This window comes from Streptomyces sp. NPDC090021, from assembly GCF_044748225.1.
Taxonomy (GTDB): Bacteria; Actinomycetota; Actinomycetes; order Streptomycetales; family Streptomycetaceae; genus Streptomyces.
This window is the reverse complement of the sequence record NZ_JBIVFO010000054.1, coordinates 1-24158: the sequence shown is the minus strand read 5'-3', so window position 1 is coordinate 24158 and position 24158 is coordinate 1. Positions and strand designations below refer to the sequence as shown.

Genomic DNA, 24158 nt, shown 5'->3' with positions numbered 1-24158 from the left:
GAACGGAGGCCGCCCGGTCGGCGGTTGCGCGAGCCGGGCGCCCCGCCGACGCGCACACCCGGACGGCCGCGGCAAACCGATCGTTCCGATTGACCGGGTGATTCCGGTCACGAAAGACTGATGGTCAATCACCAACCCGGCGCTGGGGGGAAATTGACCAGCCAGAATCTGCACATCGGGCCGGATGCGGCAGCGGACCGCTACCGGCTGCTCAGGTCGATCGGGCGCGGCGGGGAGGCCGTGCTCTACCTCGCCGAGATCGAGCTCGCCGGCGGGTCGGAGCCCGTCGTCGTCAAGGTGCTCGACTCCAAGACGACCATCACGCCCGAGGTCTTCGACCGCATCAGCCAGAAGTGGAACGAGCAGGCGGAACTGCTGAGATTCGTCCACCGGCCCGGCGTCGTGGGGGTGCGCGAGCACTTCGAGGGGCCGCCGATCCACCGGCCCGGGGAGTCGTCCACCCTGACCGGGCGGGCGCTCGTCCTGGTCATGAACCACATCGACGGGCTCGACCTGCGGGACTGGCGGGCCGAGCGGACGCTCGCCACCGCCGCCGAGCGGCGCGAGGTCATGCGGACCCTGGAACAGCTGGCCGAGGTGCTGGACTGGCTGCACTCGGGGAAGGCCACGCCCTCCGGGCGCCAGGTCGTCCACGGCGACCTCTCCCCCGGCAATGTGATGGTCGACGCGCACGGGCAGGCCACGCTGGTGGACTTCGGCCTCAGCAAGCTGACCGCCGACCACCGGACGGCCGAGGTCTGGTTCACCCCCGGCTACGCCGCCCCCGAGGTGTTCGAGGGCAAGCGGACACCGGGCACCGACCGGTACGCCTTCGGGGCGATCGCGTACTTCCTGCTCAGCGGGGAGTCGCCGCCCGCCTCCCCGCAGCAACTGGCGCGGGCCATGGCCGAACTGCCCCAGATCGCGGTGCTGGACGCCGAGCAGCGGGCCCGGATCACCGACCTCTACGCGGAGGAACCCTCCCGGCGGCCGGTGAACCTGGCCGGGTGGATGAAGGACGTACGCCGTGCCGTGGTGTCCACCACGACGACGTCCACGGCATCGCGGCGGGCGGCCCTCCAGGACTCCCCGCCCCAGCCCGCCGCGCCTCCCCTGCCCACGGCGGCCCCGGCGGTTGCCGCGGCGCCTCCACCGCCCGCCTACCGTCCGACCGCGCCCGACCCGGCCGCGCCCGACCCGAGCGCCGCGGAGCCGCCCACGGCGCCGCTGACCGCTCCCGAGCCGGCTCAGCAGGCGACGGAGCCCGCGGGGTACGGGCCCGCGTACGACCTGTCCCCGGCCCCACCCGCACAGGCGGCTCCGCCGAGGAAGAAGCGACGGACCGGCCTGGTCCTGGCCTCGGCGCTCACCGTGGTCGTACTCGCCGCGAGCGCGGTCGTCGGTGTGAAGCTCCTGGGCGACAAGGGCCAGGAGGACAACACGGCGAGCGGGAAGCCCGGCGGGGCGAGCGCGCCGCAGTCGCCGGAGCCCGCCCCCTCCGCGGCCTCGCCGACCCCGTCCGCGGATTCCACGACGGACGGTTCGGCCGCCGGGGCCCCGCCCACCCCGGAGGGCTCCGCCGGCCCGCACGCTCCGGGAGAGGTCAAGGACAGCAACATCGCCGACCTGACCGTACTGTCCTCCGTGGGCGGCGCCGACAACTTCGAGGTCGGCTCAGCGAAGCTGAACACCACGGAGTACGGAGCGGCGCTGCTCGGCAGCTGCTACTACGGCGCGGCGATCGAGTACGACGTCAACAGGGCCTGGTCCACACTGGAGTTCACCGCCGGCATCGACGACGGCTCGACGGTCGAGCAGGCACGGCTGACCATCTCGGTGGACGACAAGCCTGCGGTGTTCTCCGAGCTGGTCCACCTGGGCAAGCCGGTCACCAAGTCCCTGGACATCAAGGGCGCCCTGCGGCTGCGCATCAAGGTGGAGGAGGGCTGCAAGGGCCGCGGCAACGCCGTTCTGGCAGCGCCCCTCCTCAAGCGCTGACGGAGCCGGTCCCGTCCGACACCCCGAGGTCGGCCCGCATGGCCGCACGCATCTCCCGGAGCAGGCCCCAGATCTCCTGCTGGGCGGCGGAGACCGCGGCCATCGTCTCGCCCTCCTCGGGGGCGCCCCGTTCCAGGCGCTTGACCTGGCCGTAGACCCTGCTCAGGGCGTGGTTGACGGCGCTCGCGGGTCCGAGCACGGCGTCCGGGGCGATCATCTGCGCCTCGGAGTAGCGGTCGCGCTGGGCGTTCTTGGCCTCGTCGAGCACCTCCCGGTCCGCGTCCTCGACCGGGCGCTCCCGCAGGACGTGCAGATGCCGGTTGAGCGCGGTGGTGAACTGCCGGGCGTCCCGGTTGAGGTCCGCGTAGCAGCTCCGCCGCAGCGTCAGACGGTCGCGGATCTCCTGATGGCCGCGCAGGATCTCTATCTCCCGGCGTTTCGCCCGCTCCGCCCCGCGCTGGGTGAGCAGCGCCGCGCCCAGGGTGCCCACCACACCGACGACCGCGACCATCGCACCGATCTCCACGCGCAACTCCCCCGTTCCTCCGCCGGACGTGGTCGTCCAGTGTGCGGGAGACGACCGGGGCCCCGCACCTCTTCGGTGCGGGGCCCCGGGGCGTTCGGGCCGTCGGGCCCGAAAGGCTCAGCCCTCGGAGACGCCCAGGCGCTCCAGGATGAGCTCCTTGACGCGCGCCGCGTCGGCCTGGCCGCGGGTGGTCTTCATGACCGCGCCGACCAGGGCGCCGACCGCGGCGATCTTGCCGCCGCGGATCTTGTCGGCGATGGCCGCGTTGCCCGCGATGGCCTCGTCGACGGCCGCGCCGAGCGCTCCCTCGTCCGAGACGACCTTCAGGCCGCGCTTCTCGACGACCTCGTCCGGGGTGCCCTCGCCGGCGAGAACGCCCTCGATGACCTGACGGGCCAGCTTGTCGTTCAGGTCGCCCGCCGCCACCAGGGCCGCGACCCGGGCCACCTGTGCCGGGGTGATCGGCAGCTCGTCGACGACGACGCCCTGCTCGTTGGCGTTACGGGCCAGCTCGCCCATCCACCACTTGCGGGCGGCGGCCGAGTCCGCGCCCTCCTCGATGGTGGCGACGATGGAGTCCACCGCGCCCGCGTTGAGGATCGACTGCATGTCGTGCTCGCTGACGCCCCACTCCTCGCGGAGGCGGTTGCGGCGCACGCGCGGCATCTCGGGCAGACCGGAGCGCAGCTCCTCGACCCACTCACGGGCCGGCGCCACGGGCACCAGGTCGGGCTCCGGGAAGTACCGGTAGTCCTCGGCGTTGTCCTTGATGCGGCCGGCCGTGGTGGAGCCGTCCTCCTCGTGGAAGTGCCGGGTCTCCTGCACGATCGAGCCGCCGGAGGACAGCACGGCCGCGTGCCGCTGGATCTCGAAGCGCGCGGCGCGCTCGACGGAACGCAGCGAGTTGACGTTCTTGGTCTCCGAGCGGGTGCCGAATTCCTTCGTCCCGTGGGGGCGCAGCGACAGGTTCACGTCGCAGCGCATCTGGCCCTTGTCCATGCGGGCCTCGGAGACGCCGAGCGCCTTGATGACCTCGCGCAGCTCGGCCACGTACGCCTTGGCGACCTCGGGGGCCCGCTCGCCCGCGCCCTCGATGGGCTTGGTGACGATCTCGATGAGCGGGATGCCGGCGCGGTTGTAGTCCAGCAGGGAGTGGGACGCGCCGTGGATACGGCCGGTGGCGCCGCCGACGTGCAGCGACTTGCCGGTGTCCTCCTCCATATGGGCGCGCTCGATCTCCACGCGGAAGATCTCGCCGTCCTCCAGCTGGACGTCCAGGTAGCCGTTGAAGGCGATGGGCTCGTCGTACTGGGAGGTCTGGAAGTTCTTCGGCATGTCCGGATAGAAGTAGTTCTTCCGGGCGAAGCGGCACCACTCGGCGATCTCGCAGTTCAGCGCGAGACCGATCTTGACGGCGGACTCGACGCCGATCGCGTTGACGACCGGGAGGGAGCCGGGCAGGCCGAGGCAGGTCGGGCAGGTCTGCGAGTTGGGCTCGCCGCCGAGCTCGGTGGAGCAGCCGCAGAACATCTTGGTCCTGGTGCCGAGCTCGACATGGACCTCAAGGCCCATGACGGGGTCGTACGACGCCAGGGCGTCCTCGTACGACAGCAGTTCGGTGAAGGTGGTCACGGTGAAACTTTCCCTCTCAGCCCAGCAGGACGTCGTCGTCGCCCAGGCGCTTGAGCTCGCGGTACAGGATCGCGAGGCCGGTGACGATGGCGGCGGCGGACACGGCGGCGTCGACCAGCTTCAGCATGTCGTTCTCGCTGCGGGCCTTCTTGACCTGCTTGATCACGCTGACGGCGCCGAAGGCGGTGGTGCCGATCGACAGGTAGGTGCCGGTCTTGGACTTCTTGAAGCCCTTGGCCTTGGACAGTGCACTGGTGCTCACAGCGACGGTGCCTCCTCAAGCAGCGGGTGACCCCAGCGCGCGACGAAGGCGGCCTCGACGGCGGCACCGACCTTGTAGAGCCGGTCGTCCTTCATCGCCGGGGCGATGATCTGCAGCCCGACCGGGAGGCCGTCCTCCGGCGCCAGGCCGCAGGGGAGCGACATGGCGGAGTTGCCGGCCAGGTTGGTCGGGATGGTGCACAGGTCCGCGAGGTACATCGCCAGCGGGTCGTCGGTGCGCTCACCGATCGCGAAGGCGGTGGTCGGGGTCGTCGGGGAGACGATCACGTCGACCTGCTCGAAGGACTTCTCGAAGTCCTGCGAGATCAGCGTGCGGACCTTCTGGGCGGAGCCGTAGTACGCGTCGTAGTAGCCGGAGCTGAGCGCGTACGTGCCGAGGATGATGCGGCGCTTGACCTCGTCGCCGAAACCGGCTTCGCGGGTCAGGGCGGTGACGTCCTCGGCGGACTTCGTGCCGTCGTCGCCGACGCGCAGGCCGTAGCGCATGGCGTCGAAACGGGCCAGGTTCGAGGAGCACTCGGAGGGCGCGATCAGGTAGTACGCGGCCATCGCGAGGTCGAAGGACGGGCAGTCCAGCTCGACGATCTCGGCGCCGAGCTCCTTGAGGAGCTCCACCGACTCGTTGAAGCGCTGGACGACGCCGGCCTGGTAGCCCTCACCGGCGAACTGCTTGACGACACCGACGCGCATGCCGGCGACCGACCCGTTGCGGGCGGCTTCGACGACCGGCGGGACCGGGGCGTCGATGGAGGTGGAGTCGAGCGGGTCGTGCCCGGCGATCACCTCGTGCAGCAGGGCCGCGTCCAGGACCGTGCGGGCGCAGGGCCCGCCCTGGTCGAGGGAGGAGGAGAAGGCGACCATGCCGTAGCGGGAGACACCGCCGTAGGTGGGCTTCACACCGACGGTGCCGGTGACGGCCGCGGGCTGGCGGATGGAGCCGCCGGTGTCCGTGCCGATGGCGAGCGGGGCCTGGAACGCGGCGAGGGCCGCGGCGGAGCCGCCGCCGGAGCCGCCGGGGATCCGGGTGAGGTCCCAGGGGTTGCCGGTCGGGCCGTAGGCGCTGTTCTCGGTGGAGGACCCCATGGCGAACTCGTCCATGTTGGTCTTGCCGAGGATGACGACGTCGGCTTCCTTGAGCTTGCGCGTCAGGGTGGCGTCGTACGGCGGGATCCAGCCTTCGAGAATCTTCGAACCGACGGTGGTCGGGACCCCGACGGTGGTGAAGATGTCCTTGAGGGCGAGGGGCACGCCGGCCAGCGGGCCGAGCTTCTCGCCGGCCGCGCGCTTGGCGTCGACGGCGCGGGCCTGGGCGAGCGCACCCTCGCGGTCCACGTGCAGGAAGGCGTGGACCTTCTCGTCGGTGGCGTCGATACGGGCCAGGTGGGCCTCGGTCACCTCGACGGCCGTCAGCTCGCCGGAGGCGATCTTCTCGGCGGTCTCGGCGGCCGTGAGCTTGATGATGTCGACCATGGCTGTTAGTCCTCCCCCAGGATCTGCGGCACCTTGAAACGCTGCTGCTCCTGGGCGGGAGCACCGGAGAGCGCCTGCTCGGGGGTGAGCGACGGACGGACCTCGTCCGCGCGCATGACGTTCGTCAGCGGCAGCGGGTGGGAGGTCGGCGGGACGTCTTGGTCGGCGACCTCGGAGACACGGGCGACCGCGCCGATGATGTCGTCGAGCTGTCCGGCGAAGTGATCCAGCTCGTTGCTGGACAGCTCAAGGCGCGCCAGCCGAGCGAGGTGGACGACCTCCTCGCGCGTAATGCCAGGCATGCAGCGATCCTCTGGGGGTGGGTGGATGTTTCGTTTCGGACCCAATCCTATGGGTCCGGGCGCTCGGCCTGCGAAACGGTTTGGCCCGGTGCCCGGACCGGGCCGCCGCGTGCGGCTTCCCGGGCGCCGCACGGACCCGCGCCCCGGTCGTCGGGGGGCGCCGGGTCCGGGCGGCGCCCCGGCGGCTGCGGCGCGGGATCAGACCGCGTCGGCCTCGGCCGCCGCCAGCTCCGCCGTGATGTCCGCCGGGCGGCGCCAGCCGCGCTCGCCGCGGGCCAGCAGCCAGGCGGTGGCCTCCTGCGGCGGCATCGCGGCGGCCACCAGCCACCCCTGCACGGCGTCGCAGCCCAGGTCCCGCAGCCGCTCCCAGGTCTCGTCGTCCTCGACGCCCTCGGCGACGACGAGCAGGCCGAGCGAGTGCGCGAGGTCCACGGTGCAGCGGACGATCTCCGCGTCCTGTGTGTCGACCGCGAGCCGGCCCACGAACGAGCGGTCGATCTTCAGCTCACTGACCGGCAGGCGGCGCAGGTGGACGAGGGAGGAGTAGCCCGTGCCGAAGTCGTCCAGGGACATCTTCACGCCGTGCCCGGTGAGGCCGGCCATGGTGTCCGCCGCCCGCTGGGGGTCCTCCAGCAGGACGTGTTCCGTTATCTCCAGCTGCAGGCCGCTCGCCGGGACCCCGTGGCGGGCCAGTCGCGCGGCCACCGCTCCGGCGAAGCCGGGGGTGTGGACGTCGCGCGGTGAGACGTTGACGGCGACGGGGACCTTCAGGCCCTGGGCGCGCCAGCGGGCCACCTGGGCCAGGGCGGTCTCCAGCACGTACTCGGTCAGGTGCGGCATCAGCCCGGAGGTCTCGGCGATGGCGATGAACTCGTCCGGGGGGACCCGACCGCGTTCCGGGTGGACCCATCGGACCAGCGCCTCCAGCCCCGCCACCTGTCCGTCGAAGCGGACCTTCGGCTGGTAGTGGAGTTCCACCTCGCCGGCGTCGAGGGCCCTGCGCAGGTCGCCGAGGAGGCCCAGGCGGTCGGGGGTGTTGCTGTCGCGCTTGGACTCGTACACTTCCACGCCCGTACGGTCCCGCTTGGCCTGGTACATCGCCACGTCCGCGCGCCGCAGCAGCCCCTCCGCGTCCAGTGCGTGGTCGGGGAAGACGGCGAGGCCGGCGCTGGCCTCCAGGACGAGTGTGAGTCCGTCCAGGTCGAGCGGGGAGCTGAGCGCCGCGACCAGGTGGCGGGCGACGCGCTGGGCGCTGGTGGTGGAGTCGGCGACGGGGAGCAGTACGGCGAACTCGTCGCCGCCCAGGCGTGCGGCCTCGGCCTCCTCGGGCAGGGCCTGGCGCAGCCGGTCGGCGATCTGCAGGAGCAGCCGGTCGCCCGCCAGGTGCCCGAGGGTGTCGTTGACGGCCCGGAAGCGGTCCAGGTCGATGAGCACGAGCGCCGACCGGGTGCCCAAACGTTCAGCCTCGTCCAGGGCGGACCAGGCCCGTTCCAGCAGCCACTGCCGGTTCGGCAGGCCGGTCAGCGGGTCCCGCAGCTGCTCCTCGGCGCGTGCCCGGGCGATCCAGAGGGTGGAGTCAAGTGCGATCAGGGGTACGGCGAAGAGCGGCAGCAGCACCGGCTGGGTGACGGCGACCACGCAGATGAGGGGGGCGATGCCGAGCAGCGCGACCGCCACTAAGGCCTGTCGGAGCAGGGCGGTCCGGGCGACGGTGGGCAGCCCGCCGCCGCGCGGGGCGAGCGCGATCCAGAGCAGGAACCGGGTGGCGAGCAGGTAGGTGACGGCGACGAGGACGATCTCGGGGACGGCGTCCAGCCCCCAGAGGGTCGGCAGCCAGGGCGTCTCGACGGTGGGTGTCTCGCCGAAGGCGGCGAGCACGAGGGCGGCGGCCCCGATGCCGAGGATGTCGACGGAGCCGTGCAGCAGTCCTTGGCGCCAGCGGTGCCGGCGCGCGGCCCCGACCAGGGAGACCACGGCCAGCGAGACCAGTCCGGCGGGCACCCAGCCGTAGAGGATGAGCACGCCGAGCGTGAGCGCGGCGCCCGATCCGGTGCCGCCCCACCAGCGGTCCCGGCCGAGGGCGACCAGGTGGCCGACGATGATGCCGGTGAGGAGGGCCAGGGCCCAGCCGACGGGTCCGCCGGGGAACAGCGCATGACGGCCGCTCAGGGCGGACGCGATGCCGGTGGTGAGCACCACGACCGCGAGACCCACGACGAGGAAGGGCAGCACGCCGCGCCGCCCCTGCCCGCCCTCACCGGTGTCGACCGGTCGGGTCTCCGGTGTCCTGGTACCCAGGACACCGAGCCTGCCCGCCCGCATGGACGGGATGTCCCCGCCGAATTCAGGTGACGGGTCGGCGCTTTCGGTGGGTTTCATGCCCGTACCTCTCACAGCCGGCGATGCCGATGTCACGCGATGGCCCCGATGTCGTGCCACCACGGCCGGATATCGCGTCCTGCAGCCGTGCACGACAGGCGCACCCCTCAACAGTAGGACGCGGGAGGCTCCCAGGGGCAGCGGTCGGCAGTGGTTGCCCGAATGCGCCCCAGCCATCCTCATCAGTACGGTATCCGCCGAACGGGTGAGTTTGGGCGGGGCCCCCTGCCATCCGTCCGATGATCCGACAGGTCACCGCCCTGCGACCAGCCTTGTACCGGCCGTTTACCACCGTCCGCCACGCCTGGCGTGCGCCCGCCCGTACGGCCGCACGCCACGCATCCGTTCGCCTTCGCTACTCCCCCTCGGGGATCGCTCCCCGTCCTACTCGCCCTCGGCCGCGCCGTCCAGCGGGAGCGCGGCCTCGCGCGCCGCGTCCGGGCCCTGTTCCAGCAGCACGGCGAAACCGGCGTCGTCGAGGATGGACAGCTTCAACTGGACGGCCTTGTCGTACTTCGAGCCGGGGTTGTCGCCGACCACGACGAAGGAGGTCTTCTTGGAGACGGATCCGGTCACCTTGGCGCCGCGGCTCTGCAGGGCCTCCTTGGCGCCGTCCCGGGTGTGGTTCTGCAAAGTGCCGGTGACGACCACGGTCAGCCCCTCCAGGGGACGCGGTCCCTCGTCCTCGGCGGAACCTTCCTCCTCCATCCGCACCCCGGTCTCCCGCCACTTGCGCAGGATCTCCTGGTGCCAGTCGACCGCGAACCACTCCTTGAGGGAGGCGGCGATGATCGCCCCGACCCCGTCGGTGGCGGTCAGCTGCTCCTCGGTGGCCGCCTCGATGGCCGCGATGGACCGGAACTCGCGGGCGAGGGCCTCGGCCGCGACCGGTCCGACATGGCGGATGGACAGGCCGTTGATGATGCGGGCGAGCGGCCGCTCCTTGGCGGCGGCGATGTTCTCCAGCATCGCCAGGGCGTTCTTCTTCGGCTCGCCCTTCTGGTTGGCGAAGACCGTGACGATCTTCTCCTCGCCCGTCTTCGGGTCGCGCTTGGGCAGTCCGCTGTCCTGGTCCAGGACGTACGCCTTGATGGGCAGCAGCTGCTCGATGGTCAGGTCGAAGAGGTCTCCCTCGTCGAGCAGCGGCGGCTCCGCAGGCTCCAGCGGCCCGGTCAGCGCGGCCGCCGCGACCATGCCGAAGTTCTCGATGTCCAGGGACTGCCGGCCCGCCAGGTAGAAGAGCCGCTCGCGCAACTGGGCGGGGCAGCTCTGCCCGTTGGGGCAGCGGACGTCGATGTCCCCCTCCTTCATGGGCCGCAGCGCGGTCCCGCAGGCGGGGCAGTCCGCCGGCATCTCGAACTCCCGCTCGGTGCCGTCGCGCAGGTCGACGACCGGGCCGAGGATCTCGGGGATGACGTCGCCGGCCTTGCGCAGGACCACGGTGTCCCCGATGAGCACGCCCTTGGCCTTGACGACCTCCTGGTTGTGCAGGGTCGCGAACTCGACCTCGGAACCGGCCACCGTGACCGGCTCCACCTGGGCGTACGGGGTCACGCGCCCGGTGCGGCCGACGCCGACCTTGATGTCGATCAGCTTGGTGTTGACCTCTTCGGGCGCGTACTTCCAGGCGATGGCCCAGCGCGGGGCGCGGGCGGTGGAACCGAGGCGGCCCTGGAGGGCGATCTCGTCGAGCTTGACGACGACGCCGTCGATCTCGTGCTCCACCGAGTGCCGGTTCTCGCCGAACTCCGCGATGAAGTCCCGGACCTCGGCGAGCGAGGAGACCACCTTGTTGTGCCGGGCGGTGGGCAGGCCCCACTCGCGCAGCAGCTCGTACGCCTGCGACTGGCGCTCGATCGCGAAGCCCTCGCGGGCGCCGATGCCGTGGACGACCATGTGCAGCGGGCGGCTCGCGGTGACCTTCGGGTCCTTCTGGCGCAGCGATCCCGCCGCGGCGTTGCGCGGGTTGGCAAAGGGTTTGCCCTCGGCTTCGACGAGTCTCGCGTTGAGCTCCTCGAACTTCTCCATCGGGAAGTAGACCTCGCCGCGGATCTCGACGAGCGCCGGGATCCGGTCCCCCGAGAGACGGTCCGGGATCTCGCCAATGGTGCGAACGTTGGGCGTGATGTCCTCACCGGTGCGGCCGTCGCCGCGGGTGGCCGCACGGGTCAGGCGGCCGTTCTCGTAGGTGAGGTTGACGGCGAGGCCGTCCACCTTCAGCTCGCACAGGTAGTGGTAGGCGGAGGTGCCCGTGTCCCGGGCCACCCGCTCGGCCCAGGCGGACAGTTCCTCGTCGTCGAAGGCGTTGTCGAGGGAGAGCATGCGCTCGCGGTGCTCGACGGAGGCGAAGTCCGTCTCGTAGGCCCCGGCCACCTTCTGGGTGGGCGAGTCCGGCGTGCGCAGCTGCGGGTACTGCTCCTCCAGCACCTCCAGCGAACGCAGCAGCCGGTCGAACTCGGCGTCGCTGACGACCGGCTGGTCGTTCACGTAGTACCGGAAGCGGTGCTCCTCGACCTGCTCGGCCAGCAGCTGGTGCTGTTCGCGCACCGCCGCCGGTACTGCCGTGTCCTGCTGTTCGGCTGCCATGCCGTGTCCTCCCGTGGCCCGTCCCGACCGTCACTCAGGGTTGTCGGCGAGCGACCTCGCCGCTCTGACGCAATGTGCCTGCACCGCGCGGGCGTAGGCGGGCGAGGCACCTGCCAGACCGCACGAGGGGGTGACCACGACGGACTCCGCGAGAGTCCCCGGGGCCAGTCCCAGCCTGCGCCAGAGCTTCCTGACACCCATGACGCTACCGCCCGGGTCCGACAACGGGCTGTCGGTACCCGGCACCACTCCGGCGAACAGCTTCGTGCCGCCTTCGACGGCCTCCCCGACGGCGTCGTCCTCGCGCTCCGTGAGCAGGGAGAAATCGAACGACACTCCTGTGGCACCGGCCCGCCGCAGCAGGCCGAAGGGGACCTCGGGCGCGCAGGAGTGGACGATCACCTCGCCGTCGTGGACGGCGAACACCTCGCGCAGCGTGCCCTCGACGACCTGCCGGTCCACGGCGCGGTAGGTGCGGTAGCCGCTCGCGGAGCGGACCCGGCCGAGCAGCACGGCGGTCAGGGACGGCTCGTCGAGCTGGAGCACGATGTCGGCGCCGGGGATCCGCTTGCGCACGTCGGCCAGGTGCTCGCGCAGGCCCTCGGCGAGCGATCCGGCCAGGTCCCGGCAGGCGCCGGCGTCCTGCAGCATCGCCTCGCCGCCGTGCAGTTCCAGCGCGGCGGCCAGCGTCCACGGCCCGACCGCCTGGATCTTGAGCCTGCCGGTGTAGCCCTGGGTGAACTCCTCCAGCGCGTCCAGGTCCTCGCCGAGCCAGGACCGGGCCCGGCGGGTGTCGCGCCCGGGCCGGTCGCTGATCCGCCAGCCGCTGGGCTCCACGTGCGCGTACATGTCGACGAGCAGCCCGGTCGAGCGCCCGATCATGTCCGCGCCGGGCCCGCGGGCCGGCAGTTCGGGCAGGTACGGGAAGTCCTCGAAGGAGCCGGTCGCCGTCTTCGCGGCCTCGCGGGCGTCGCCGCCGGGCAGCGAGCCGACGCCGGTCGCGCCGGCGCTCATCGGCCCGGCCTGACGGACAGGTCGTTGACCTCGGCGTCGCGGGGCAGGTCGACGGCCATGACGATGGTGGTCGCCACCGACTCGGGGTCGATCCAGGCGGCGGGGTCGTACTCCTTGCCCTCCTGGGAGTGCACCTTGGCCTGCATGGGGCTGGCGGTGCGGCCCGGGTAGACGGAGGTGACGCGGACGCCGTTGGCCCGCTCCTCGGCGCGCAGCGAGTCGGCGAGGGCCTTCAGGCCGTGCTTGGAAGCGGCGTACGCGCTCCAGTCGGCGTGGGCGTTGAGGCCGGCGCCGGAGTTGACGAAGACGACGGTGGCCTTGGACGCGCGCAGGGTGGGCAGCAGCAGCCGGGTCACCTCGGCGGGGGCGATCAGGTTCACGTTGAGCTGCTGGTGCCAGGTCTTGGGGCGCAGCTCCCCCACCGGTCCGAGGTCCACGATCCCGGCGATGTGCAGGAGCGAGTCGATGCGCTCGGGGATCGCCTGCTTGGAGAAGGCCCAGGAGAGCCGGTCGGGGTCGGCGAGGTCGCCCACGAGGACCCGGGAGCCGGGGTAGCGCTCGACGAGCTGCTTGCCGCGGGCGGCGTCGCGGGCCAGGAGGACGAGGTCGTCGCCGCGGGCGTGCAGGCGGGTCGCGACGGCGGCGCCGATGCCGGAGCCGGCACCGGTGATCAGGTGAGTAGCCATGGGGCCCATGCTCGCACCCCTGAGCCCGCGCGGAGCCCGAAGGTCAAGGTCAGGTACCGGCGGCGGCTGCACGAGCGCGCTCCGCGCAGGGGCAGGCACCGCGCAGGGGCAGGCACCGCGCAGGGGCGGGCACCGCCTGCCCCGCCGTGGCGGCGGGCACGGAGTCCCGGCCGATCGCGGTGTCGGGGAGCCCGGTGACCGGCCGGGCCCGTGCGTCGGCCCTCGGCCGGGCCGACCGCCGCAGCGCCTGCGTCCGTAACGAGGAGCGGCGGCGGGTCCACCCCCCCCCCCGGCCCCGCGAGGACGAACGCGGCGGGGTTGACCGTCAGAGGCCGGCTTCGGCGCGCAGACGGGCGGCCGTCTCCGTCGCGTCGTAGTCGGCCGGGACGCCCTCGACCAGGACGGCCTCGCCCGCTATGTGCCGCGTCCGCAGCGGGAGGATGGCCCGGTAGGCGTCGGAGGCGTACCAGGCGCGGGCCCGCTCGATGTCGGGGAAGCCGATGACGACGACGGTGCCGGGGAAGGGGCCCTCCAGGACCTCGACCTCCTTGCCGTGCACGAGGAAGCGGCCGCCGAAGGGGTTCATGGTCGACTGGATGGCCTCGATGTAGGTGAGGACGTCCTCGTTCATCGTCTCGGGGCGGAGGTGGGCGATGGCGTACGCGGTCATGGTCTGCTCCCCTGTCGATGCCGGCCGGTCCGCCGGTGCGGGCCGTCGGTCCGATCCTGTCAGCGCGCGCCCCGGGGTGGCGATTACCTCGGGGGTCATGCCGGGGCGGCGGGCTGGAAGGTGCGCCGGTAGGCGATCGGGGAGATGCCGAGGGACGTGCGCATGTGCTGGCGCAGGGAGCCCGCGGAGCCGAAGCCGGAGCGGTGGGCGACCAGGTCGACCGGCAGGTCGCTGGACTCCAGCAAGTGGCGGGCGACCTCCAGTCGTTGCGCGGTGAGCCACTGCACGGGGGTCATGCCGACCTCGTCGCGGAACCTACGCGTGAAGGTGCGCAGGCTCATCCGGGCGTGGGCGGCCAGCTCCGTGAGGGTGATCGGCCCGCCGAGCCGTTCCAGGGCCCAGGCGCGGGTGGCTGTGGTGGTGGCGACGGTGGGCTCGGGGACGGGCCGGTCGATGTACTGCGCCTGGCCGCCGTCGCGCCAGGGCGGTACGACGCACAGCCGCGCGGCACGGTTGGCGACGGCGGAGCCGTGGTCCTGGCGGATCATGTACAGGCAGAGGTCGACGCCGGCGGCCACGCCCGCCGAGGTGAGGACGTCGCCGTCGTCGACGAAGAGGACCTCGTCGTCGAGCCGGACGCGGGGGAAGCCCCGCTGGAACTCGGGCGCGTGCGCCCAGTGCGTGGTGGCGGGCCGGCCGTCGAGCAGCCCGGCGGCGGCGAGGACGTACGAGCCGGTGCAGAGGGAGACCAGCCGGGTGCCGGGCCTGATCGCGGCGAGGGCGTCTGCCAGCGGCTGCGGCAGGGGCGCGCCCTGCGCGAGTTCGTCCATGGAGTGGGTGGGCGTGATGATCACGGTATCGGCCGCGGCGAGAGCCTCGGGGCCCGCCGAGACGCCGACGGTGAAGCCCGCGTCACTGGTCACGGGCCGTCCGTCGGCGGTGCAGACGGTCAGCTCGTAGAGGCGGTTCCCGGCCTCGTCGTAGGCGTTGCCGAAGACCCGGGAGGGGATCCCGAGCTCGAACGGGGGGACCCCTTCAAGGGCCAGTACAGCGATCCGATGCATGGCCAGATCCTGACAGATGGTGGCCGTATGGCCAACACCACGCGTGTGCTCCGGCGCCGAAGCTGGTGCCGCAGCAGCACCCGAGCAGCTGGAACATGCGAGGAGAAACACATGCGCGCCGTCGTCGTCAGCCAGTGGGGCGGACCCGAGGTACTGACCGAGACCGAGCTGGACCGCCCGGAACCGGGCATGGGCGAGATCCTGGTGCGGGTCCGCGCGGCCGGGGTGAACCCGGTCGACTGGAAGGCCCGGGCCTCCGGCGCCCTGATCCCCTGGGGGCCGGTCCCGCAGGTCGGCTGGGACGTGTCCGGCACGGTCGAGGCCGTCGGACCGGGCGTGACCCTCTACCGGGCGGGCGACGAGGTGTACGGGATGCCCCGCTTCCCGCAGCAGGCCGGCGCCTACGCCGAGTACGTCACCGGTCCCGCCCGGCACTTCGCCCGCAAGCCCGCCTCGCTGGACCACGTACGGTCGGCCGCGCTGCCGCTGGCGGCGCTGACCGCCTGGCAGGCGCTGGTGGACACCGCCGGGGTATCGGCCGGGCAGCGCGTGCTGGTGCACGCCGCGGCGGGCGGGGTCGGCCACCTGGCCGTGCAGATCGCCAAGGCCCGGGGGGCGTACGTGATCGGCACCGCGAGCGCGGCCAAGCACGACCTGCTGCGCGAACTCGGCGCCGACGAGGTGATCGACTACCGCACCACGGACTTCGAGGACGCCGTCACGGACGTGGACGTGGTGATCGACGCCATGGGCGGGGACCACGGGCAGCGCTCGCTGAAGGTGCTGAGGCCGGGCGGCCACCTGGTGACCCTGCTCGGCCCGGACGGCCTTCCGGCCGATACGCAGGGCGTGCGGGCCTCCTGGATGATCGTGGAGCCTGACCTGAAGGGCCTGGAGGAGATCGCGGCCCTGGTTGAGCAGGGCCTGCTCAAGCCGCTGGTCGACACGGTGCTGCCGCTGGAGCAGGCGGCGAAAGCCCACGAGATCGGCGAGCTGGGCCGCACCACCGGCAAGATCGTCCTGACGGTCGCCTGAACGCCGGACAGCAGTCGGGCCTACCGGACCGCCCCTCGCCACAGGAACGGTTCTTCCTGTGCGAACAGTTCCTCGCGGCTCTGGTGCCCGGGAAGGGCGAGGCCCATCTCCCGCCGGAAGGCGGGGCCGTGTCCCGGCACCTTCAGGTGGCACAGCTCGTGCACGAGGACGAAATCGACCAGGCTCGCCGGCAACTGCATGACGGCCCAGTGCACGGCGATCCGCCTGTCGGGGCCGCACCAGCCCCATCGCTCCCCGAGGTCGTCCACGGCGACCTCGGTCGGCCGCACCCCCATGCGGAGGGCGATCGCCGGCATCCGGGAGGCGAGCCACCGCTGCCCGCGCTCGGTGTACCAGGCGGCCAGGGCGTCGGAACCGGCCGAAGGCGTGGCGGGGGCGGGAAGCTCCAGCCATCCGGCTCGCAGCCGCACCCGCCCTCCCTCGCCCGCCGGTACCAGCCTGAGCCGGTACCGGCGGCCGAGGTAGGCGAAGCTGCTGCCGCCGACAAGTTCCTTGACGGGCTCGGGGGGGGCGGGCACGGCGGCGCCGGACCTCATCCGCGAGCCGGGGAAGCCGGGACCGGACGGCCGCGGCCACCGCTCGCGGATCCGCGTCGGCCGGTACGGCGAAGAGGTGACCCCACCGCGCTGGTCGACGTCCGGGCCCCGGGCCAGGGCGGCGTGCCGGTCCCGCAGCCGCGCGCTGGGGCCGTTGTTCAGGCCGCGAGGGCGGCGGCTGCCGGCGGGGTCGGAGGCGCGTCGGGCCCGCCCCTCCCGGTCCGCAGCTCGAACCAGATGGTCTTGCCGCCGGTCCCGAACAGCTTCTCGTCGAGGCAGCAGCCGCCCCACTGGTCCGCGACGAGTTCGAGTATGGCCAGCCCCCGGCCTCCCTCGGCGTCCCATGCGATCGTGGCGGGGACCTCCATGGGGAACACCGGGCTGGAGTCGGAGACGCTGACCCGCAGCACGGGGCACGCCCAGCGCAACCGCACGGAGGCGGGCCCCTTGGCGTGCCGAACGGAGTTGGTCGCGAGCTCGGAGGCCAACAGCTCGGCACGGTCGGTAAGTTCGTCGAGCCCGTGCGCGTCGAGCACGGCCCGCAAGGTGGTCCGCGCGATGCCAGGTGCGCGGGGGTCCCGGGGGAAGTGGAGCTCGTACTCCCAGGGTTCGGCGAAGGCGATCGGCGGCGGGGCCACCGCCCCGCCCCGACTCTTGTCCGTTTCGCGTGTCACGCGGGCACCTCCATGTGCGGCGTGAGGGATCTCCGTCGGCCACGTGTCGCGTCGTCTTGTCCGTGCCGGTGGCTTGCCGTCCCACCTTCCCCGCCTTGGGGGTTGAGCGGTCGGTGCGCTTCCGCCTACAGGTCTGCGACGAGTGGCTTGCGTCACACGCTAGCCCCGAAACTAAAACCCGTGCTACCTCATTCACTGAAACGGGTAGTGCTTCTAGTTTCGATGGACGATCAGGTACCGCTGTCGGCAAACTGTGCGCGCGAGGGAGGAGTTGACACATGGCACCGAGGCACTACCCGACCATCCGACAGCGGCGCTTCGGCGCGGAACTGCGCCGCCTGAGGGAAGGCGCCGGGCTGTCCGCACCGGCTGCAGCGGAGCGTCTGGGCGCGGACCGCACGATGATCTCCAACATCGAATCGGGACGGTTCGGCATCAGCGAAGGGCGGCTCCACCGCCTCGCGAGCATCTACGAATGCAACGACACCGGACTCATCGAAGCCCTGGCCGCGATGACCGGAGGGCGCACAAAAGGCTGGTGGGACGAGTACCGGGGCAAGATCCCACCGGACTTCCTGGACGTGGCGGAACTGGAGCATCACGCCACGAGTCTGCGGACGCTCCAGACGGCCCACATCCCAGGTCTGTTCCAGACCGAGGAGCACGCACGGGCCCTGTTCGACCTGTTCGTTCCGGCACTCCCCCGGCTGGAAGTGGAGCTGCGGGTAGCCCACCGGCTGGCGCGGCACAGCGTGATCACACAGGACCGGGGCGTGCCGTACGTGGGGTTGATCCACGAGTCGGCCCTCCGGATGCGCATCGGCGGCAGCCACGTCGCCAAGCGTCAGCTGATGCGCCTCCTTGACGAGAGTGAGCGCCCCAACGTCCGGCTTCTCGTCATCCCCTTCACCGCCGAAGGCTTCCCCATGGCCGGGGATACGGTGATGTACGCCTCGGCGCCGAACCCGCACCTGGACACCGTGGAGGTGGACTCGCCGATCGGCGCGGTCTTCTTCGACGCACCGACGCAACTGGCCAACTTCCGGGAGCGGCTGGACTTGGTCGAACAGGTGACGTTGAATCCGGGAGAGTCGAGGGACCTCATCCTCGCCATCGCCGGAGATCTTTAAGAGGTGCCGTCTTGTCCGAGTTGAGCTGGTTCAAGTCCTCGTACTCCGAGGCTTCCGGCAACGCATGCGTCGAAATCGCCATCTGCGAGGGCGACGGCGTGGCAATCCGGGACAGCGTCTTCCCCAGCCGGGTCATCACGACCACCAGAGCCGCGCTCGCAGCTCTGGTCGTCAACGCGCAGACGTCACTGAGCGTCACCCCGCGATGACGGACGTTCCGGTACCGGTCAGCCTTCGCGACGCGCACTCGGCCACTCAGCAGGTCATCGACCGGACCCAGCTGCACCACTCGGCGCTTCTCGATCTGCCCAAAGCCTCATTGCGTGCGCGGACCGCACGCACCGGGCCCAGCGACCGTTCCGCTCGCCCTCGGCCGCGAGGTAGATGATCCGGGACGACCTGTCCGGGTGGGAGCCGAGGTCGCGCCGGAGGGAGCGGGGCTCCTCGGGCCGGCCCTTCCGCCGGTTGACGCGCCGGCTCTCCGCGGGTGGTCTGCTCACGCTGTCGTCGTCGCCTTCGGCTCCGGTTCCGATCCCGTCTGCTGCGCGAGGCGCCGTTCCAGTACGGCGAGCTGGCGGGCGACCTCGCCCGTGGCCAGGCGTGGTACCCCGCCGTAGTGGCCGTGCAGGTAGCGGCGCTCCAGGTTCTCGTCGTTGCGTGCCTTGCGGGCGGCGAGGAGCGGGTAGAGGGATGACTCGCCGCTTCCCTCCTTGACCGCGATCCAGACCTGGTCCCGGTCGAGCGGGCGCTCCGTGACCGAGGGGCCGAGCAGGGTGGCGTCGTGCGGGGTGAAGACGAGCTGTGCGAGCTGCGGGTTGGCGTCCTCGTCCTGGAAGAGGCGAACGACCTCCGCCGCGAGCACGGGGTACAGGCTGGAGTCCAGTTGGTCGGCGAGCAGGACTCCCCCGCCCTTCCTGTTCAGCATGGTCAGCAGGGGGCCGAGGAAGGCGAACCAGGCGTGGGTGCCGACGTCGGCCACTCAGACGGCGGCCGCGGCCCGCGTCGTCGTCGCGATGGTGGCGGAGCCGACCACGCGGGTGCCGTCGTAGAGCACGATCGCCTGGCCGGGGGCCACGCCGCGGACGGGCTCGGTGAAGGACACGCGCAGCTCGCCGTCCACGACCTCGGCGAAGACCTCGGTCTCGCCGCCGTGGGCACGCAGCTGGGCGGTGTAGGTGCCCGGGGCGGCCGCCTCGGCACCGCACCAGCGGGGACGGATCGCGGTGAGGGCGCTGACGTCGAGGGCTTCGACGGGGCCGACGGTGACGGTGTTGTTCACCGGGGAGATGTCGAGGACGTAGCGCGGCTTGCCGTCGGGGGCGGGGTGGCCGATCCGCAGGCCCTTGCGCTGGCCGATGGTGAAGCCGAAGGCGCCGTCGTGGGTGCCGACCTTCTCGCCGGTGGCCCCGTCGACGATGTCGCCCTCGGCCTTGCCGAGGCGGTGCGCGAGGAAGCCCTGGGTGTCGCCGTCCGCGATGAAGCAGATGTCGTGGCTGTCGGGCTTCTTCGCGACGGCCAGGCCGCGCTCCTCCGCCTCGGCCCGGATCTCCTCCTTGGTGGTGAGGGTGTCACCGAGCGGGAAGAGGGCGTGGGCGAGCTGCTTCTCGTCGAGGACGCCGAGGACGTACGACTGGTCCTTGGCCATGTCGGAGGCACGGTGCAGCTCGCGGGAGCCGTCCTCCTTGAGCACGACGGTGGCGTAGTGGCCGGTGCAGACGGCGTCGAAGCCGAGGGCGAGGGCCTTGTCGAGCAGCGCGGCGAACTTGATCTTCTCGTTGCACCGCAGGCAGGGGTTCGGGGTGCGCCCGGCCTCGTACTCGGAGATGAAGTCCTCGACGACGTCCTCGCGGAAGCGCTCGGCGAGGTCCCAGACGTAGAAGGGGATACCGATGACGTCGGCGGCGCGGCGGGCGTCGCGGGAGTCCTCGATGGTGCAGCAGCCGCGGGCGCCGGTCCGGAAGGACTGCGGGTTCGCGGAGAGCGCGAGGTGGACGCCGGTCACGTCGTGCCCGGCTTCGACGGCACGGGCGGCGGCGACGGCGGAGTCCACTCCGCCGGACATGGCGGCCAGGACGCGAAGGGGGCGGTCGGTGCGCGGCAGGTTCTCAGTCATAGCACCGTCCAGGGTACGGGGGAACCGGGCGGGGTCACAGCGCGTTATCGGGTCAGGGGGGTGGATCACATGACCGGGCAGAGGAACACCGGGTCGAGGCCGAAGAGCCGCACGCGCCGTGCGGTCCTGTTCGGTGGCCTCGGAGTGGCGGCCGCGGCGGCGGTGGTGGGGCGGGACGAGATCCGGCGCGGGTACTGGCTGCTGCCAGGGGTGTCCAAGCCGCGCAAGGAGGGTGAGATCGACCACGCGGGTGCGGGGTGGACCCCGGCGTCCCCGGCGAACTGGCGTTTGGCGGACCGGCCCGACGACTACCGGGTGGACCGGATCGTCGTGCATGTCACGCAGGGCGGCTTCCGGTCCTCGGTGGACGCCTTCAAGAACCCGTGGCACAAGGCGTCGGCGCACTACATAGTCCGCGGCGACGGTCATGTGGAGCAGATGGTGCGCGAGCTGGACGTGGCCTTCCACGCGGGGAACCGCTCGATGAACGAGCGCAGCGTCGGCATCGAGCACGTCGGTTTCGTGGACCGGCCGAAGGACTTCACGGACGCCATGTACGCGGCGTCGGCGCGGCTGGCGGCCGACATCTGCCGCCGTTACGGCATACGGCCCGACCGCACGCACATCGTCGGGCACTCCGAGGTGCCGGGCGCCGACCACACAGACCCGGGCGAGCACTGGGACTGGGACCGCTACATACGCATGGTCCGGGAGGCCCTGGCCGCTTCGGCCTGAGCCTCCCGGGAGCTCAGCTGAGGCCTGCCGTCCGGGCGCGTTCGACGGCCGGGCCGATGGCGGCGGCCAGGGCGGCGACGTCCTCCTTGGTGGAGGTGTGGCCGAGGGAGAAGCGCAGGGTGCCGCGGGCCAGCTGCGGGTCGGTGCCGGCCGCCAGCAGGACGTGGCTCGGCTGGGCCACGCCCGCGGTGCAGGCCGAGCCGGTGGAGCACTCGATGCCCTGGGCGTCGAGCAGGAGCAGCAGGGAGTCGCCCTCGCAGCCGGGGAAACTGAAGTGTGCGTTGGCCGGAAGCCGCTCGTTGGGGTCCCCTCCGAGGACGGCGTCGGGCACGGCCGCGAGGACGGCGGCGATCAGTTCGTCGCGCAGGGCGCCGATCTCGGCGGCGAACTGCTCGCGCCGCTCGGCGGCGAGGACGGCGGCCACCGCGAAGGCGGCGATGGCGGGCACGTCGAGGGTGCCGGAGCGGACATGCCGCTCCTGGCCGCCGCCGTGCAGGACGGGTACGGGGCTCTGGTCGCGGCCCAGGAGCAGCGCTCCGATGCCGTAGGGGCCGCCGATCTTGTGGCCGCTGACGGTCATGGCGGCGAGGCCGCTTTCGCCGAAGTGGACGTCGAGCTGCCCGAAGGCCTGGACGGCGTCGGAGTGCAACGGGATCCCGGCCTCGCGGGCGGTGTCGGCCAGTTCCCGGACCGGCATGACGGTGCCGATCTCGTTGTTGGCCCACATGACGGTGGCCAGGGCGACGTCGTCGGGGTTGCGCTCGACGGCTTCGCGGAAGGCGTCGGGGTGGACGCGTCCGTAGCGGTCCACGGGCAGGTAGTCGACCTGGGCGCCCTCGTGCTCGGCGAGCCAGTGCACGGCGTCGAGCACGGCGTGGTGTTCGACGGGGCTGGCGATGATCCGGGTCCGCACGGGGTCCGCGTCGCGCCGGGCCCAGTAGAGGCCCTTGACGGCGAGGTTGTCGGCCTCCGTGCCGCCCGCGGTGAAGACCACCTCGCTGGGGCGGGCGCCGATCGCCTCGGCGAAGGCCTCGCGGGCCTCCTCGACGGTACGGCGGGCCCGGCGGCCGGCGGCGTGCAGGGAGGAGGCGTTCCCCGTGGCGGCGAACTGCGCGGTCATCGCCGCGGCGGCCTCCGGCAGCATGGGGGTGGTGGCGGCGTGGTCGAGGTAGGCCATGATCCCCCGATTCTAGGGGCCCTCCCGCGACCGTCCGCCCGGCGGGACCCGATCCGGCCGGGCCGTGGGGGGCTCGTGCCCGCCCCGCGGTCTCCCGGCCGGGCGCCGCGCCGCGCGCCGGGGGTCACATGCGCAGGGCGCGCGCCAGCTGGCGGGACTGGGCGACGAGGTGGTCGGTGGAGTCCCAGACCTCGGCGTCCTCCTCCAGGAAGCCGCCGGCCAGGTTGCGGGTGGTGATGGAGATCCGTAGCGGGCCGGGGGCCGGGCGGCGGCGGATGTGCGTGGTGAGTTCCACGGTCGGGGTCCAGGCCACCAGGCCGAGGTCGAAGGCGGTCGGCGGCAGCGCGTCCACCGCGAGGAGCATGGAGAGCGGGTCGGCGTCGCGGCCGTCGGCCAGCTCGAACCAGGCCCGCATCTCTCCCTTGCCGGAGGGTGAGCCGACGGCCCAGCCCGCCGTCGCCGGGTCCAGCCGGAGCCGGAGCCGGTCCACGATGGCGGAGCTGCCGGGGATCGGTGCGGGGCCGGCCTCGGGGCCGATGCAGTTCTCGTAGGAGGGCATGAGCGGCGGCACGGCGACCGTCCGCACGTCGTCGGGCAGGGACGCGAGGTCACCGTAGGAGGCGAGGACGCGGATGCGCTCGACCTCGTTGCCGTGCTCGTCGTACTGGAAGAGCGACGCCTGGCCGGTGGAGAGCGTGCGGCCGACCCGGACGATCTCGGTGCGGATCACGGCGGGGCCGGGTACGGAGGAGGTCAGGTAGTGCGCGGACACCGTGAAGGGGTCCGGGTGCGGGAGGGCCGCCGCCAGAGCCCGGCCGACCAGGGCCAGCAGGTAGCCGCCGTTGACGGCGGCGATGATCGTCCAGCCGGCGGAGAGCTCCGCGTCGTACACGCCGGGCTCGTCCGCGCGTTCGATGATGGCGGTGTCGCGGTCGAACTCGCTGTCGCCGATGGATGCCTGGGCAGCTGCATATGACATGGAACGACGGTACACCCGCTTACTACTAAGCGGTAGCTTTCTTGTGTTACGGCTCTTCGGCCACCGAGGAGCGCCGGTTCCAGGCCAGCGGCGCCCGCCAGTGGAAGCGCATGGCGAGCAGCCTCAGGACGAAGGTCGTGACGATCGCCAGGGCGGTGGTGACCGCGTTGAGCGAATCCAGGGCGATGGAGACGGCGACCATCGCCGCGCCGACGGTGGCGGGCACGGCGTACATCTCGCGGTCGCGCAGCAGCGAGGGCACCTCGTTGACCAGGACGTCGCGCAGTACGCCGCCGCCGACGGCCGTGGCGAGGCCCAGCGCGGCGGACGCGGTCAGGCCGAGGCCGTACTCGTAGGCCTTGGTCGTGCCGGTGACGCAGAACAGCGCGAGGCCGGCGGCGTCGAAGACGTTGATGGCCCGGTTGATCCGCTGGACCTCGGGGTGCAGGAAGAAGACGAACGCGGCGGCGACGAGCGGGGTGACGAAGAAGCTCAGCTCGCCGAAGGCGGCCGGCGGGACGGCGCCGATGACCAGGTCGCGGAAGAGTCCTCCGCCGAGGGCCGTGACGAGGGCGAGGACGGCGATGCCGAAGACGTCGAAGTTCTTGCGGACGGCGAGCAGGGCGCCGGAGGTGGCGAAGACGAAGATGCCGGCGAGGTCCAGGGCATGCTGGACCCCCGGCGGGAAGAGATCGTGGAGCACCGGGCCATTGTCACCTGCCGCGCCGCCTGCGGCGGGCTCGGCGGAATCCGGGGCTCCGCCACCGTGACCCGGGTGCGGGCCGACCCGGGTGCGGGCCGACGACCCGGAGCTCCGCCCCGGACCCGCGCCCCGAACGCCGCCCAAGGCGGGTCGGCGACGGAACCTTCGGCTCCGGCCACCGCCGGCGAATGCCGCGCCGCCTGCGGCGGGCTCGGCGGAATGCGGGGCTCCGCCACCGCGGCCGGGGGGCGGGCCGATGGCCCGGAGCTTCGCCCCCGAACCCCCGCGCCTCACCCACCGGCCGGGCCGGGTTTGCCGGGGCTGGGTCAGGCAGGCAGGCCTGGACGGTTCCGGCGAGGCCGGTCGTGGGGCGGGGGGGGGGGGGGGGCCCCCCCCCCCCCCCCGCCCCCCCCCCCCCCCGGGGGGCCCCCGCCGCCCCCCCCCCC

At 72.4% G+C, this 24158-nt stretch carries 23 protein-coding genes; 5 read left to right on the top strand and 18 right to left on the bottom strand.

What is annotated here, in order from left to right; genetic code table 11:
• Positions 1-153 precede the first annotated feature (153 nt).
• Positions 154-1998: a protein kinase gene (locus tag ACIPXC_RS31515; protein ID WP_401624863.1), complete on the top strand. Its 1845-nt coding sequence runs from the start codon at positions 154-156 to the stop codon at positions 1996-1998.
• Here ACIPXC_RS31515 and ACIPXC_RS31510 read toward each other — a convergent pair.
• From ACIPXC_RS31510 to ACIPXC_RS31460, 11 genes are all read right to left on the bottom strand, one after another.
• Complete coding sequence (locus ACIPXC_RS31510) at positions 1988-2524, bottom strand: hypothetical protein (RefSeq protein WP_401624861.1); 537 nt, start codon at positions 2522-2524, stop codon at positions 1988-1990. The two genes, ACIPXC_RS31515 and ACIPXC_RS31510, sit on opposite strands and share 11 nt — an antisense overlap.
• 117 nt (positions 2525-2641) lie before the next feature.
• Positions 2642-4156 carry an Asp-tRNA(Asn)/Glu-tRNA(Gln) amidotransferase subunit GatB gene (gene gatB, locus ACIPXC_RS31505; protein ID WP_401624859.1) on the bottom strand — a complete coding sequence of 505 codons (1515 nt, stop codon included), beginning with the start codon at positions 4154-4156 and terminating at the stop codon, positions 2642-2644.
• Positions 4157-4172: 16 nt separating this feature from the next.
• On the bottom strand, positions 4173-4418 hold the full coding sequence (locus tag ACIPXC_RS31500) for a hypothetical protein (RefSeq protein ID WP_037928130.1): 246 nt from the start codon (positions 4416-4418) through the stop codon (positions 4173-4175).
• Entirely contained in the window at positions 4415-5908 is a 1494-nt protein-coding gene (gatA, locus tag ACIPXC_RS31495; RefSeq protein WP_364859699.1) for an Asp-tRNA(Asn)/Glu-tRNA(Gln) amidotransferase subunit GatA, read from the bottom strand. The genes ACIPXC_RS31500 and gatA overlap by 4 nt, the downstream gene beginning before the upstream one ends.
• Positions 5909-5913: 5 nt before the next feature.
• Positions 5914-6210 (bottom strand): Asp-tRNA(Asn)/Glu-tRNA(Gln) amidotransferase subunit GatC, encoded by a 297-nt coding sequence (gene gatC, locus ACIPXC_RS31490; protein WP_030030671.1) that lies wholly within the window; start codon positions 6208-6210, stop codon positions 5914-5916.
• Positions 6211-6408: 198 nt separating this feature from the next.
• The gene (locus ACIPXC_RS31485; RefSeq protein ID WP_401624857.1) at positions 6409-8589 is read right to left on the bottom strand and encodes a putative bifunctional diguanylate cyclase/phosphodiesterase; all 2181 of its coding nucleotides are present in this window, start codon (positions 8587-8589) and stop codon (positions 6409-6411) included.
• Positions 8590-8973: 384 nt separating this feature from the next.
• A complete protein-coding gene (gene ligA, locus ACIPXC_RS31480; RefSeq protein ID WP_401624855.1) occupies positions 8974-11175 on the bottom strand; it encodes an NAD-dependent DNA ligase LigA in 2202 nt (733 codons plus the stop codon).
• Positions 11176-11205: 30 nt separating this feature from the next.
• On the bottom strand, positions 11206-12189 hold the full coding sequence (locus ACIPXC_RS31475; RefSeq protein WP_401624853.1) for a methionine synthase: 984 nt from the start codon (positions 12187-12189) through the stop codon (positions 11206-11208).
• The gene (locus ACIPXC_RS31470) at positions 12186-12875 is read right to left on the bottom strand and encodes an SDR family oxidoreductase (RefSeq protein ID WP_401624851.1); all 690 of its coding nucleotides are present in this window, start codon (positions 12873-12875) and stop codon (positions 12186-12188) included. The genes ACIPXC_RS31475 and ACIPXC_RS31470 overlap by 4 nt, the downstream gene beginning before the upstream one ends.
• Before the next feature lie 325 nt (positions 12876-13200).
• Positions 13201-13545: a DUF1330 domain-containing protein gene (locus ACIPXC_RS31465; RefSeq protein WP_401624849.1), complete on the bottom strand. Its 345-nt coding sequence runs from the start codon at positions 13543-13545 to the stop codon at positions 13201-13203.
• A gap of 95 nt (positions 13546-13640) precedes the next feature.
• Positions 13641-14609, bottom strand: coding sequence for a GlxA family transcriptional regulator (locus ACIPXC_RS31460; protein WP_401624847.1), 969 nt, complete (start codon positions 14607-14609; stop codon positions 13641-13643).
• 111 nt (positions 14610-14720) lie between these two features.
• On the opposite strand from ACIPXC_RS31460, the gene ACIPXC_RS31455 reads away from it, so the two are divergent.
• Complete coding sequence (locus ACIPXC_RS31455) at positions 14721-15644, top strand: NADP-dependent oxidoreductase (RefSeq protein ID WP_401624845.1); 924 nt, start codon at positions 14721-14723, stop codon at positions 15642-15644.
• A gap of 20 nt (positions 15645-15664) precedes the next feature.
• Here the strand turns inward: ACIPXC_RS31455 and ACIPXC_RS31450 are convergent, their stop codons facing one another.
• Both ACIPXC_RS31450 and ACIPXC_RS31445 read right to left on the bottom strand, forming a co-directional pair.
• On the bottom strand, positions 15665-16183 hold the full coding sequence (locus ACIPXC_RS31450; RefSeq protein WP_401624843.1) for a M48 family metallopeptidase: 519 nt from the start codon (positions 16181-16183) through the stop codon (positions 15665-15667).
• Between the two features lie 176 nt (positions 16184-16359).
• Positions 16360-16875 carry an ATP-binding protein gene (locus ACIPXC_RS31445; protein ID WP_401624841.1) on the bottom strand — a complete coding sequence of 172 codons (516 nt, stop codon included), beginning with the start codon at positions 16873-16875 and terminating at the stop codon, positions 16360-16362.
• A gap of 278 nt (positions 16876-17153) precedes the next feature.
• On the opposite strand from ACIPXC_RS31445, the gene ACIPXC_RS31440 reads away from it, so the two are divergent.
• On the top strand, positions 17154-18005 hold the full coding sequence (locus tag ACIPXC_RS31440; protein ID WP_401624839.1) for a helix-turn-helix domain-containing protein: 852 nt from the start codon (positions 17154-17156) through the stop codon (positions 18003-18005).
• 11 nt (positions 18006-18016) lie between these two features.
• Positions 18017-18214 (top strand): DUF397 domain-containing protein, encoded by a 198-nt coding sequence (locus tag ACIPXC_RS31435; protein ID WP_401624837.1) that lies wholly within the window; start codon positions 18017-18019, stop codon positions 18212-18214.
• Between the two features lie 287 nt (positions 18215-18501).
• Here the strand turns inward: ACIPXC_RS31435 and ACIPXC_RS31430 are convergent, their stop codons facing one another.
• Together ACIPXC_RS31430 and mnmA are read right to left on the bottom strand one after the other, a co-directional pair.
• The gene (locus ACIPXC_RS31430; RefSeq protein WP_401624835.1) at positions 18502-18984 is read right to left on the bottom strand and encodes an ATP/GTP-binding protein; all 483 of its coding nucleotides are present in this window, start codon (positions 18982-18984) and stop codon (positions 18502-18504) included.
• Positions 18985-20118: a tRNA 2-thiouridine(34) synthase MnmA gene (mnmA, locus tag ACIPXC_RS31425; RefSeq protein ID WP_401624833.1), complete on the bottom strand. Its 1134-nt coding sequence runs from the start codon at positions 20116-20118 to the stop codon at positions 18985-18987.
• Positions 20119-20187: 69 nt separating this feature from the next.
• Here mnmA and ACIPXC_RS31420 point away from each other — a divergent pair, with 69 nt between their 5' ends.
• A complete protein-coding gene (locus tag ACIPXC_RS31420) occupies positions 20188-20853 on the top strand; it encodes an N-acetylmuramoyl-L-alanine amidase (protein ID WP_401624831.1) in 666 nt (221 codons plus the stop codon).
• 13 nt (positions 20854-20866) lie between these two features.
• Here ACIPXC_RS31420 and ACIPXC_RS31415 read toward each other — a convergent pair whose 3' ends face one another.
• The 3 genes from ACIPXC_RS31415 to ACIPXC_RS31405 form a co-directional block, all read right to left on the bottom strand.
• On the bottom strand, positions 20867-22030 hold the full coding sequence (locus ACIPXC_RS31415) for a cysteine desulfurase family protein (RefSeq protein ID WP_401624829.1): 1164 nt from the start codon (positions 22028-22030) through the stop codon (positions 20867-20869).
• A gap of 124 nt (positions 22031-22154) precedes the next feature.
• On the bottom strand, positions 22155-23009 hold the full coding sequence (locus tag ACIPXC_RS31410; protein ID WP_401624827.1) for a thioesterase family protein: 855 nt from the start codon (positions 23007-23009) through the stop codon (positions 22155-22157).
• A gap of 46 nt (positions 23010-23055) precedes the next feature.
• Positions 23056-23712, bottom strand: a complete 657-nt coding sequence (locus ACIPXC_RS31405) for a trimeric intracellular cation channel family protein (RefSeq protein WP_401624825.1) — start codon at positions 23710-23712, stop codon at positions 23056-23058.
• Between the last annotated feature and the right edge of the window lie 446 nt (positions 23713-24158).